This is a genomic window from Bacillus sp. MMSF_3328 (assembly GCF_030733525.1).
Classification (GTDB): Bacteria; Bacillota; Bacilli; order Bacillales; family Cytobacillaceae; genus Bacillus_AB; species Bacillus_AB infantis.
This window is the reverse complement of record NZ_JASHIV010000001.1, coordinates 115,997-127,918: the sequence shown is the minus strand read 5'-3', so window position 1 is coordinate 127,918 and position 11,922 is coordinate 115,997. Positions and strand designations below refer to the sequence as shown.

The following is an 11,922-nucleotide window of genomic DNA, read 5'->3' as shown; positions in this document are numbered from 1 at the left end:
AGAACTGAAAAAAGAATGATTGTTACTATTATCGAAAAAAAAACCGTGGATGTAAAGGGATTGGAAGTTATTTTTATATGGAATTGAAGATTTTTGTCGAAAAAGCTCTTTTTTTGCCGGATTCTTCTTATGTTTTATTGTAAACTTTGCAGAAAAGGAAAAGCGGCGCACTATGTTGATAGTGCCCCGCTTTTTTTAAACAATTTTTTCAAAGACTATGCCTCAGTAGTTCATTAATGTAAGGATGTCATATCCGTCAAGCTTGCTACGGCCGTCAAGGTAGGTTAATTCGATCAGGAAAGCAATCCCGGCGACAACGCCTCCAAGCTCTTCGACAAGCTTGATTGTTGCGTCAATAGTGCCTCCTGTTGCCAGCAGGTCATCTGTGATCAGGACGCGCTGTCCTGGTTTGATGGCATCTTTATGGATCGTCAGTACATCTTTTCCATATTCCAGGCCATAATTGACTTTGACCGTCTCGCGCGGAAGCTTCCCTTCTTTCCTGACAGGTGCAAAGCCTACGCCAAGTGAATAAGCAACAGGGCAGCCGATGATAAAGCCGCGTGCTTCAGGCCCGACTACAAGGTCAATTTGCTTTTCTTTCGCATATTCAACGATCTGGTCAGTCGCATATTTATAAGCATCGCCATTATCCATAAGCGTTGTGATATCTTTGAATCTAATCCCGGGCTTCGGCCAGTCTTCCACTATTGTTATATATTGTTTCAAATCCATTCTTCCATTGCCTCCTCAGTATGAACCGCCCCTTGAAGGACTGCATCGAACCAGCTTTTCAGCTCCTGGTATGAAGAATACAGCAAATCGTTTTCAAGGGTGTATTGTGCATGCTTCCTTTGATATGTCGGGGATTCTGTCAGGTCCCGCTTGTTTGCCTCTTTATTAAGGGCCAAGAGCCCATTTTCCATTTTAGCAAAGTCCAGCTCAAAAAACACCTTTGACATAAAATCAATTGTTTCCCTGCTCCATCCTTTATGCTTGGCAAGCTGGTCCCCGAATTTTCTTATGTCGAATTGGCCTCTTTTGGCCAGGAATGAATAAAACCACTTAAAATGGTCCCTGTTTGGGATCGTGCTGAAATACTCGCTTTCTTCCTTATAGAAGTGGGCATAGATCCTGGCAGGGGCTTTGCCCTGAAGGAGCTTTTCCAGCATCTGTTTTGAAGGAGGCAGATCTGCCAGAACTATATGCTCTTCTTCAATCACCAGAGCTTCCGCTTCCGTTTCAGAGCTTATGAAGAAAGTTGCATCTTCCGGCAATGAAGGAATCTTTTCCCGGCTTTGGCTGTCAAAGCATATCCACTTGGTACTTGATTCAGGAAGGAGTTCCTTTAGCTGTTCAAATCTCTTGATTCCTCTCAGATCAAAAAGCTGCCATTCGGCGACAGATAAATCGTGCAGAAAAATTTGCGGTTTTCTTATATTATTCCATTCATTTATAGATAATTCACCAATTACGGATATCCGGGAATCTGCCGAGATATGATGGAACAGCTCCCCAAGGCCGAATCCGATTCCGTCCAATGCGGATGAACCCTCGCCAAGTGCCATTTTAAGATGATTCTGGCCGGAGCCTATCTTTCGCATGCTGGCAATGGGGGCATCCTTGATCAGGACGCGCGGTTTAGGATTGTCCATTCCAAAGGGGGAAAGAAGCTGCATTTGTTCTATCGCAGGCAGGCTGACATCTTCAAGGCTTACCTCGGCATCGAGGCTTGCGACCGGTATGAAATCCTCGTCACTGAGCTGCTCTTTCGCGAGGCCGTTGAGCCTTTCCCGCAGCTCCCCCACGTCGCCAAGCCCAAGCGTCATCCCAGCAGCCATCGGATGGCCACCAAAATGGGGCAGGATGTCCCTGCAGGCTGACAGATTTTTATACAAATCAAATCCGGCAATGCTTCTGGCAGACCCTTTTGCCGTCCCCTTTTCTTTATCAAAGCTGAGGACGATGGCCGGCCTGTAGAATTTATCGACAAGCCTTGACGCTACAATGCCGATCACACCGGCATTCCAGCCTTCCTTCCCGATAACGAGAACAGCATTTTCCCCTGCCGGGTACTTTTCCTCGACTTCTTTGATTGCCTCTTCGGCAATCTGGCTGACAATGGACTGCCTCTCTTTGTTCATGCTGTCAATTTCTTCAGCAATCATAGCTGCTTCTTCCCGGTCATCTGTCAGCAGCAGATGGACGGCCGGATCTGCGCTGTCCAGCCTGCCGGCAGCATTCAGCCTTGGAGCAAGCATGAACCCTATGGTTTCTTCATCTACTGCAGCCTGCTCCACATTTGCCAGCTTGAACAGCGCGAGCAGGCCGGCCCTTTTAGTCACCTTCAGCTTCTTGATCCCTCTCTGGACAAGGAGCCTGTTCTCTCCCTTCAGAGATACCAGGTCGGCCACGGTTCCTATAGCAGCAATTTCCAGAAGCTCCTCGGGGATATTTCCCAATAGGGCGTGAGCTACCTTAAAGGCCACGCCCACTCCGGCAAGCTCACGGAAAGGATAAAGGCTTCCCTCAAGCTTGGGATGGATGATAGCCAGGGCCTCCGGGAGAACCGGACCGGGTTCATGGTGGTCCGTAATGATCAGGTCCATGCCCAGCTCTTTGGCAATTGACGCCTCATGGACTGCTGATATGCCGGTATCCACCGTAATGAGCAGCTTGGTGCCAATTTCCGCCGCATGCCTGAATGCTCCCTCATTCGGGCCGTATCCCTCCGTAAACCGGTTAGGTATGTAGAAATCTACATTGGCACCCAGGCTGCGGAGCGTTATCATCATAACAGAGGTGCTTGTGACTCCGTCTGCATCATAATCCCCATATATTAAAATCGGTTCATTTTCGTTTATCGCTTTATTTATTCGTGAGACTGCAGCATCCATCCCGGCCAGGAGAAAAGGGTCGTGGAACTCCCCATTATTTCCGTACAGGAAATCCTGTGCCGATTCAGGAGTATCGAGCCCCCGATTCACTAATAATGATGCCACAATTGGACTGATTTTCAATTCGCTGATCAGTGTGTCAGCTTTATCTTTATCCGATTGACGAACAATCCATCTTGTTTTTGACTTTAACATACGTTCACCCCTCAGCTTTTCTATTATACAAGAGGGCGTACCGGGATTCAATGAATTCCTGGGGTGTACAATCAGCAGAAAATAAAGGAAGCAGCAAGGCTGCTTCCTTCTAATGAATATCCCTTTTTAAATAATCTTCGTCACTGTCTGCTGCAGCTTCGGCGCTTCCCTTATCGGCGCCAGCCTTAAGAGCGGCGTTCTCTTTCTCAAGGGATCTGACCTTCCGCTGAAGGGCAAATACCCTGAATACACCTACTAGCCCGACGATGAGGCCGCCCATCAGCACTGAACCGAGGATGACCAGTATAAGCGGCCATTCACTTTCCCCAAAAACATAGTTGACTGTAACAGGATCCACATTAATAACAGCAAATACCGCGACAATAAGTGCAAATAGAATCCCGAATATCAAGGCCCACTGAACTTTCACTCCACATCTCTCCCATCTTTAATCTGGATTGCCGGGATTGTAAGGGTTGATATGCACAAAGACATTATGCACATTTTTCTCCTGCATCAGCTTCTCTTTTACTTCCTTTCCTACCCGGTGCCCCTCTTCGACTGTCATATGGGGGTCTACGGCAATCTTCAGGTCTATGATGACATAATGGCCATGCTCCCTTGCATGAAGCTGGTTGATCTCTTTCACTGCCGGAACAGACAGAACTGCTTTCCGCAGCTCTTCCGTATCCTCATCATGAAGCACATGGTCCAAAGTATTATGAATCGATTCTTTGCCGAGTGACCATGCCATTTTTATGACAAGCAGCGAGACCAGCAGCCCTGCAACAGGATCTCCGTATTCCAGCCATCCGATCCCGGCTTTTCCCCCGATGACAGCTGCCCCTATCCCCGCCAGGGCGGCAATGGAGGAATAAACATCAGAACGATGCTCATATGCATTGATGATTAATGCATCGCTATTAAGCTTTTTTCCCAATTTATACTTATAACGAAACATTGCCTCTTTTACAACAATGGAAATAAGGACCGCGGCAATAGCAATAGCCTTGGGCGGCTCGATTGGATGGAAAAAAGCCTCAAAGGAAGATTTGCCGATTTCAAACCCCACAAGCATCAGCAGGACAGCAACGATGATGGCTGCAATCGATTCAGCTTTTCCATGTCCATAAGGATGGTCTTCATCGGGCGGCTGCTTGGCAGCCCTGAGCCCAATATAAACGGCAAATGACCCCGCAATGTCTGAAGCAGAATGGACCGCATCCGCGATCAGTGCACGGCTGTTGGCATAAACCCCCACTCCATACTTGAGGATTGCCAGCACAATATTTCCCACAATCCCGATCATAGCCGCAAATTCAGCCTGTTTAAAACGATCTTTGTTAGTATCCAAGTCTCAACTTCCTTCCCCGCATTTTTATACTTATAGTGTATCCGAAAATCGGCAATCAAAAAGCACTAAAGGGATAAAACAGGAAAAAACACAGGAAAGGTTTTCCTGTGTTTTTTCTTAAGCGGATCAGACCTGCGGCTCGTCTGATGCTTTGCGTTTTACTTTTTCTGTTTTGATTACGCCTTTTTTCTTCAGCTCTTTATTTTTCCATACCAGCCATAGCTGGGATGCAATGAAGAGTGAGGAATATGTTCCGGCTACAAGGCCGATAAGCAGGGCGAATGAAAAGCTGCGGATCGATTCGCTGCCGAAGATGAGCAGACCGACAACCGCGATGACAACCGTAATGACGGTGCTAACTGATCGTCCGAGTGTTTGCCTTAAGCTCTGGTTGACAACATCAGCGATATCATCGAAGGTTTTAAGCCTCTTCTTCTTCTGCATGTTTTCGCGCATTCTATCGAACGTTACGATCGTATCATTGATTGAGTAACCCACAATTGTCAGGATTGCCGCAATGAATGTTATGTCCACTTCAAAGCGGATGATGCTGAAAAGGGCGATGATGAAGAATGCATCATGGAGCAGAGCTATGACAGCTGCAAGCGCCATGTAAATCTCAAACCTGATTGTTACATAAATGATGATGCCGACAGACGCAATCAGCAGAGCTTTGAAAGCATTCTTCGCAAGCTCTTTACCAACGGTAGGAGAGACGGTGCTGACATTCGGCTCCTGGCCGTACACATCATTCATATGAGTCTTCAGCTCAGCAATCTTATCCTTACCCAGCGGATCGGTGAATCGCGCTACGCCTATATTCTGGTCATCTCCTGAAATGATGATATCATCTGTTTCAAGTCCGACTTTACTGAGTTCTTCCTGAATTTCACTCTTATTCACTGATTGCCCCGCTGTGATTTCAACCCGCGTACCCGCTACGAAATCGATGCCGAGATTAAGCCTGAATACGGATAAGGCGATGATGCCGGCAACAGCCATGGCAATCGAGAAAATAAAGAACTTCCTGCGATGCTTTACAAAATCGAAACGGTCATATTTTGTAGGCAGGTCAAGCGTATCATAGTTTTCAGCAATATCTTTGATTTCACTCTTTTTGACTCCAAACCAAGTAGGCTTTTTCGTAAAGATCCTGCTGTTTACCCATAAGCCAAGCAGCAGACGTGAACCATAGACAGCCGTGATGAAACTGGCCAGAATGCTCAGGATGAGCATGGTCGCAAATCCTTTAACCGAGCTTGTCCCATAGAGGAAAAGCACGACAGCGGCAAGAATGGTTGTGATGTTGGCATCAAGGATTGTGGACAGGGAGTTTTTGTTTCCTGCCTGGAAGGCGGACTTGACTGACTTACCAACCTTCAGCTCTTCCTTGATCCTCTCATAGGTGATGATATTGGCATCAACGGCCATTCCGACCCCAAGAATCAGTGCTGCAATTCCCGGGAGAGTCAGTACACCATTCATCCAATCAAAGACAAGCAGAATCAGATAGATGTAAATTGACAATGTTATAGTTGCAATAAAACCTGGGAATCGGTAAAACGCAATCATGAACAGGAAGATGACCAAAATGCCGATGATACCGCCTGTAATGGTCTTCTGCATGGCATCTTCACCGAACTTGGCACCGACACTGGTGGAATATTCCTCCGTCAGCTCAACTGGAAGCGCCCCCGCCTTCAGCAGGGAAGAGAGTGTTTTTGCTTCTTCAAGAGAAAAATTTCCGACGATTGAAACTGTATCCTGGTTGAATACCTGGCTGACCTGTGGTGCAGAAAGGTATTTTGGATCTTCTTTCTGTGACTCTTCTTTGAAAGAATCGCCTTCTTCATAGTCGAGCCAGATGACCAGCAGGTTATTTGGCGCTCCCATATTGACAATTTCCTGTGTGACTTCCTTGAACTTCTCGGCACTCTTCAGCGTCAAGGAAACGCTTGGCTTGCCGTTTTCATCGAAAGTCTGTTTAGCTCCGCCTTCTACAAGGTCAGACCCATTCATCATTTCACGGTCATTGACATCCCTGAATGACAGATTGGCTTCTGTGGAAAGCATCTCACGTGCCTGGTTTTGGTCTTTTACACCGGCCAGCTGGACGCGGACCCTGTTGTCGCCCTCAATCTGGATGATAGGCTCATTTACACCAAGGGCATTGACCCGGCGGTCGAGGGCCTCAGCTGTGCTGTTTAGCACCTCTTTTGTGGCTTTCTTTCCATCCTTGGTCTTTACATCGTAAAGTACCTCAAAGCCGCCCTGCAGATCCAGGCCGAGCTTGATATTATTCAGTATGTTTTTGGTTGTGCCTCCCATCAGACTGCCGATCAGAATGACAATCAGGAAGAAGGCGACAATCCTGCTGCGCTTTACCATTGTGCTGTTATATCCCCCTTAAACTTCCGGCCCCTGCAGGCATGCCCTCTTTCAGAGCATGCTGCAGCGCCGGGTGCTGCTTGCAATCTTTAAGCCTGCTCCGCTTTACTGCGGGCAGTCTTTTTCTATAAATAGACCGAAAAAACCAACATATCCATTATGAAATAGAATGGAATGGCTGTCAATTTGTCCCTTCATAATAAACTGGCTCTTACATTAAAAAAATGAATTGTACATACCGCAACAGCCGCTTACAATCCTATCCTCACTCAAGCAGCTTCCTTCTGTCTTCCTCACTCAGCTCGCCAAGGCCTTTTCCTTTAAATGCCTCGACTGTCGCATAGCTGAAATAGTCAGCCGCTTTCACTTCCAGGATACCGCCCACTATTTCGAATAGTCTGGCATCTTCATGCGGTTTCCGCCATTTTTTTTCAGTCAGATACCTCCAAAGCTCATCTTCTGCAACAGCTCCATAATTCAGCAGCCGGAATTCCTCGAGCTTGCTTTGCAGTGCAGGCTGAACCTGCCGGCGAAACTTTTCATATACATGGCCTTTCATCACTAGGGCTCCTCTCCCGCTGTTCTATCAAAAATAGAAAAATCAAGAACTTGTCATGCTTTGTCCTAATCGCGGCATATAGTTAATTGTATATGATTATACCTATTTTGAGAAGGCAGGGAACAGGATGTCTAAGTTTTTAAAAGGAACGATTATTTTACTGGCTGCCGGCCTGGTGACAAGGGTTCTCGGATTCATAAACCGTATTGTGATTGCCCGCTTCATCGGTGAAGAGGGTGTCGGCTTATATATGATGGCATTTCCCACTCTGATCCTCGTCATTACAATTACACAGCTTGGCCTGCCAGTTGCCATCTCCAAAAATGTAGCGGAGGCAGAAGCCAGGGGCGATACGGCAAAAATCAAAAAAATACTGGCTGTATCTCTTGCTGTGACCATTTCTCTATCTGCCATTTTCACGCCGGCCTTGTTTCTGCTCGCTCCTATATTGTCTGAAACTCTTTTCACTGACCCAAGGACACATCTGCCATTGCTGGCAATCGCCCCCATCGTGCCGATTGTAGCTGTTTCTTCTGTCATAAGGGGATATTTCCAGGGAAGGCAGCAGATGAAGCCCGCAGCATATTCACAGGTTCTTGAGCAGATCGTGCGAATCGGGCTTATCGCCTTGCTGACGAAGGCTTTCCTGCCTTATGGCATCGAGTATGCCGCTGCAGCGGCAATGTTTGCATCTGTAATCGGGGAACTGGTTTCACTGGTTTATCTTGTGGCAGCTTTCAAACTGAAGAAAAGGTTCAGGCTGAGAAAAAATTTCTTCGGCTATGTCCAGTCCGGTAAAAGCACCTTCAGCGATTTGATGAAGATTGCTCTGCCGACTACGGGCAGCAGGATGATCGGATCGATTGCCTGGTTTTTTGAGCCTATTGTTGTCTCGCACAGCCTTGCGCTTGCGGGAGTAGCCGCCATCGCCGCCACAAAGCAATACGGGGCCCTGACAGGCTTTGCCATGCCTCTGCTGCTGCTGCCGTCTTTCGTCACCCACTCCCTTTCTACCTCGCTTGTGCCTGCAATCAGCGAGGCCAACTCACGAAAGGATATGAAGCTGATTGAACACAGGCTCCAGCAGGCACTCCGGTTCTCTTTTATTACAGGGGGAATGGCAGTCGTGCTTCTCTACGTTCTTGCCAGCCCTTTGATGGAGGTTATGTATGGAAGTTCAAGCGGAGACCAGTTCATCAAACTGATGGCTCCTTTCTTTCTGTTTTACTATTACCAGGGACCGCTTCAAGCCACCTTGCAGGCACTCAACCTCGCAAGGGCCGCCATGATCAACAGCCTGATCGGGTCAATCGTAAAAATCGCCGTCATTTTTCTCCTTGCCAGCCAGCCGGCATTCGGCATCAATGGGGTGGCTCTCGGCATCCTGGTCGGCTTTGTTCTTGTCACACTGCTTCATTTCGCAACCGTACTGAAGACCATCTCATTCACTTTTTATATTATGGATTATGTGAAAACCTTTGCTGTCATGGGCCTTGCTGGCTGGGGTGGCCATACTTCATTCAGCATGATGCCGGAGGAGATGCTTCTGGCCTTCAAGGTTATGATATCCACGCTGATCATGGGCATACTGTATCTGATTTTCCTGCTCATCTTCAGGCTGATTACAAAAGAAGATCTGCGGCGGATCCCGGTCATCGGCCAGCCTCTTTCAAGGCTAGCCTTCAAATAAAAAAATAAAAATGGCGTCCTGAACGCCATTTTTTTGACCATCTTATTTTTCATCGATGGGATCAATATAAAGATTTCCGTTAGAGTAGCTGCAAAAAGATATCTGCTGTATTTCATCATAGCCTTTTTTCTTCAGCTGTTCTGCCAGCCACTGGCGCGATTTATGGACTGAAGCAAGATTGGCTTCCTGAAGGTTTCCGTCTATGATCAGAGGATGGTCTATGTCGCTGCCTTTCATATTGTCCTTTTGAAACACAGAAAGCTTGCCTGAAGGCTCCAGGATCGCAAATTCGACGTCTGCTATATTTTTAATATCTTTGTCCCGCAGCTGGGTGAGAAGATCATCGAAATTATATCGCTGCTGCCTCATCGTATTTTCATCGATTTTCCCCTGATTGATGATAATAGAGGGCTTGCCGTCCACGATATCCCTGAATTTTTTGCTTTTGAGTGATAGGATGGCCAGAACGATTTGTATAACCATGAGGAGCATCATCGGAAGTATGTTCTTCACCAGGCTGCCGTCAGGATTTTCAATCGCCACCACTGCCATTTCGGCAATCATGATATATACCACTAAATCCAGCACGCTCAGTTCGCCTATTTCCCTTTTGCCCATCAGCCGAAAGATCAGGAGGATGACCCCATATAAAAAAAGTGTCCTCGCAATGATTATCATATATTCCGCCAAAACTGCCTCCTCCTCTTTCATCACATTCCAACATTAGTATGCTTCACGTCCAGGACTGTCATTAAGAAAGCTTTTTCCATTTGGCACTGATGCTTAGCCCCTCCATTCAGGAGGAAAAAGCCCGCTATTATGCTAAATATTTAATTCTAAAAAGCAGCTGCTGCGAATATGCTTGTACTAGGATTTATCGTTTGAAGGGAGAGGAAATCAATGGAAGAATCCAAACATATGGGGAGTGCGGTGCTATACGGGATAGGGAGCATCTTTATCATTGCGATTGCCAGCAGCCTGGTGTTCTCGCTGCTCTTGAAGTTCACTTCAATGGATGAGTCATCCATAAAGCTTCCCGCTGAAATCCTGGCTTTCATTTCACTGTTTGCCGGCGGCTTCATTTCCGGGGGAAAAGGAAAGCAGAAAGGATGGCTGCTGGGGGGGCTGACTGGCGCCATATATACACTGGTCATTTTCCTGTTCCAATATCTCGGGCATGACAGCCTGTTTTCCGCGGAGCAGACCATTTATCATACGTGTTTCCTGCTGGTCTGTATGATGGGCGGGATCCTGGGAGTCAACATGTCTTCAAAGTCAAGGGCAGCATAGATGCCTAAACTGAAACGCAACGGTTTTCTAAAGCCATAAAAAAAGAAGCAGAACAAGGTCTGCTTCTTTTTTTATTATGATTTTGCCAATGTTGTTTCGGCTGCTGCCCGCACTTCCCTGATCGCTGCGCGATCATATGTAAGTCTGCTGCCGTCACCGCATTTGATGACGATCTTATCTTCATCGATGGCATCGACAATGCCATGGAGGCCGCCGATCGTCACAATTTTATCTCCCTTTTTCAGATCCGACTGCATCTGCTGCACAGATTTCTGGCGCTTTTGCTGCGGACGGATAAGAAGGAAATAAAATAAGATGAACATCAGTAATAATGGTCCTAATGTACCTAAAATATCCATTCCTTTTTTTCACCCCTTTCGTGTATCAGAAATTTTTCGCATCCGGTTTATTGAAACCGTAACGTTCGAAAAATTCTTCTCTAAAATCACCCAGGCGATCTTCGCGGATTGCTTGTCTAACCTGTTCCATTAAGTTTACCAGAAAATAAAGGTTATGGTAAGTTGTAAGTCGTATGCCGAATGTTTCGTCAGATTTAATCAGGTGGCGTATATAGGCTCTGCTGTAATTACGGCATGTATAGCAGTCGCAATTTTCATCAATCGGGCCAAAGTCGCGGGCAAATTTGGCATTTTTAACGACAAGGCGCCCGTTGCTGGTCATCAGTGTTCCGTTGCGGGCAATCCGAGTCGGAAGGACACAGTCGAACATGTCGATGCCCCTGATGCTGCCATCAATCAGGGAATCCGGAGATCCAACCCCCATCAGATAGCGCGGCTTATCAGCAGGAAGAAGCGGCGTCGTGAATTCCAGCGCCCTGTTCATGACATCCTTCGGCTCGCCGACAGAGAGTCCGCCCACTGCATAGCCCGGGAAGTCCAGAGATACAAGGTCACGGGCACTCTGCTTCCTTAATTCTTCGTATTCTCCGCCCTGGACAATCCCAAAGAGGCCCTGGTCATTCGGGCGTTCATGGGCATTCAGGCAGCGCTCAGCCCAGCGCGATGTCCGCTCAACTGATTTCTTCATATACTCATATGTAGCCGGATAAGGAGGGCATTCATCAAAAGCCATCATAATGTCAGAGCCAAGTGCGTTCTGGATTTCCATCGCTTTTTCCGGTGAAAGGAACAGCTTATCTCCGTTCAGATGGTTCCTGAAGTGGACTCCTTCTTCTTCAATCTTCCTGAATTGGCTGAGGCTGAATACCTGGAAGCCCCCGCTGTCTGTAAGGATGCTGCCATTCCAATTCATGAATTTATGGAGGCCGCCTGCTTCCTTGATAATATCATGCCCCGGGCGAAGCCAAAGGTGATAAGTGTTGCTGAGGATGATCCCGGCACCCATGCCTGCCACTTCCTCCGGCGACATTGTCTTAACTGTGGCCAGTGTTCCCACTGGCATAAAGACAGGCGTTTCAAATGAACCATGCGGGGTGTGAACCCGGCCGAGCCGCGCCCCTGTCTGTTTGCATGTTTTAATCAATTCATACCGTATTGCTGTCAAGTTATTCGTTCTCCTTCCGTTTCCA

General features: G+C 47.3%; 11 protein-coding genes. 2 read left to right on the top strand and 9 right to left on the bottom strand.

Annotated elements, in window-relative coordinates; all coding sequences use genetic code 11:
- Positions 1-222: 222 nt before the first annotated feature.
- The 6 genes from RBB45_RS00580 to RBB45_RS00555 form a co-directional block, all read right to left on the bottom strand.
- The gene (locus RBB45_RS00580) at positions 223-735 is read right to left on the bottom strand and encodes an adenine phosphoribosyltransferase (protein ID WP_022544223.1); all 513 of its coding nucleotides are present in this window, start codon (positions 733-735) and stop codon (positions 223-225) included.
- The gene (gene recJ, locus RBB45_RS00575; RefSeq protein ID WP_101550404.1) at positions 726-3,092 is read right to left on the bottom strand and encodes a single-stranded-DNA-specific exonuclease RecJ; all 2,367 of its coding nucleotides are present in this window, start codon (positions 3,090-3,092) and stop codon (positions 726-728) included. The genes RBB45_RS00580 and recJ overlap by 10 nt, the downstream gene beginning before the upstream one ends.
- 109 nt (positions 3,093-3,201) lie before the next feature.
- Positions 3,202-3,522 carry a LapA family protein gene (locus RBB45_RS00570; protein ID WP_101550406.1) on the bottom strand — a complete coding sequence of 107 codons (321 nt, stop codon included), beginning with the start codon at positions 3,520-3,522 and terminating at the stop codon, positions 3,202-3,204.
- 18 nt (positions 3,523-3,540) lie between these two features.
- Entirely contained in the window at positions 3,541-4,401 is an 861-nt protein-coding gene (locus tag RBB45_RS00565; RefSeq protein WP_050767321.1) for a cation diffusion facilitator family transporter, read from the bottom strand.
- A gap of 171 nt (positions 4,402-4,572) precedes the next feature.
- A complete protein-coding gene (gene secDF, locus RBB45_RS00560) occupies positions 4,573-6,834 on the bottom strand; it encodes a protein translocase subunit SecDF (RefSeq protein ID WP_009796196.1) in 2,262 nt (753 codons plus the stop codon).
- Between the two features lie 265 nt (positions 6,835-7,099).
- Positions 7,100-7,393 carry a post-transcriptional regulator gene (locus RBB45_RS00555; protein ID WP_009796195.1) on the bottom strand — a complete coding sequence of 98 codons (294 nt, stop codon included), beginning with the start codon at positions 7,391-7,393 and terminating at the stop codon, positions 7,100-7,102.
- Positions 7,394-7,520: 127 nt separating this feature from the next.
- Here RBB45_RS00555 and spoVB point away from each other — a divergent pair, with 127 nt between their 5' ends.
- Complete coding sequence (gene spoVB / locus RBB45_RS00550; RefSeq protein WP_129612103.1) at positions 7,521-9,083, top strand: stage V sporulation protein B; 1,563 nt, start codon at positions 7,521-7,523, stop codon at positions 9,081-9,083.
- A gap of 42 nt (positions 9,084-9,125) precedes the next feature.
- Here spoVB and RBB45_RS00545 read toward each other — a convergent pair whose 3' ends face one another.
- Positions 9,126-9,773, bottom strand: a complete 648-nt coding sequence (locus RBB45_RS00545) for a DUF421 domain-containing protein (RefSeq protein ID WP_022544224.1) — start codon at positions 9,771-9,773, stop codon at positions 9,126-9,128.
- Between the two features lie 210 nt (positions 9,774-9,983).
- On the opposite strand from RBB45_RS00545, the gene RBB45_RS00540 reads away from it, so the two are divergent.
- Positions 9,984-10,373 carry a TIGR04086 family membrane protein gene (locus tag RBB45_RS00540; protein WP_009796192.1) on the top strand — a complete coding sequence of 130 codons (390 nt, stop codon included), beginning with the start codon at positions 9,984-9,986 and terminating at the stop codon, positions 10,371-10,373.
- Between the two features lie 74 nt (positions 10,374-10,447).
- Here RBB45_RS00540 and yajC read toward each other — a convergent pair whose 3' ends face one another.
- Together yajC and tgt are read right to left on the bottom strand one after the other, a co-directional pair.
- Positions 10,448-10,732 (bottom strand): preprotein translocase subunit YajC, encoded by a 285-nt coding sequence (gene yajC, locus RBB45_RS00535; protein WP_022544225.1) that lies wholly within the window; start codon positions 10,730-10,732, stop codon positions 10,448-10,450.
- 25 nt (positions 10,733-10,757) lie between these two features.
- On the bottom strand, positions 10,758-11,897 hold the full coding sequence (gene tgt / locus RBB45_RS00530; protein ID WP_009796190.1) for a tRNA guanosine(34) transglycosylase Tgt: 1,140 nt from the start codon (positions 11,895-11,897) through the stop codon (positions 10,758-10,760).
- Between the last annotated feature and the right edge of the window lie 25 nt (positions 11,898-11,922).

Bases quoted from the DNA above. Each gene is read 5' to 3' on its own strand.
- RBB45_RS00580 (WP_022544223.1), bottom strand. From the start codon at position 735: ATGGATTTGAAACAATATATAACAATAGTGGAAGACTGGCCGAAGCCC.
- recJ (WP_101550404.1), bottom strand. From the start codon at position 3,092: ATGTTAAAGTCAAAAACAAGATGGATTGTTCGTCAATCGGATAAAGAT.
- RBB45_RS00565 (WP_050767321.1), bottom strand. From the start codon at position 4,401: ATGATCGGGATTGTGGGAAATATTGTGCTGGCAATCCTCAAGTATGGA.
- secDF (WP_009796196.1), bottom strand. From the start codon at position 6,834: ATGGTAAAGCGCAGCAGGATTGTCGCCTTCTTCCTGATTGTCATTCTG.
- RBB45_RS00555 (WP_009796195.1), bottom strand. From the start codon at position 7,393: ATGAAAGGCCATGTATATGAAAAGTTTCGCCGGCAGGTTCAGCCTGCA.
- spoVB (WP_129612103.1), top strand. From the start codon at position 7,521: ATGTCTAAGTTTTTAAAAGGAACGATTATTTTACTGGCTGCCGGCCTG.
- RBB45_RS00540 (WP_009796192.1), top strand. From the start codon at position 9,984: ATGGAAGAATCCAAACATATGGGGAGTGCGGTGCTATACGGGATAGGG.
- yajC (WP_022544225.1), bottom strand. From the start codon at position 10,732: ATGGATATTTTAGGTACATTAGGACCATTATTACTGATGTTCATCTTA.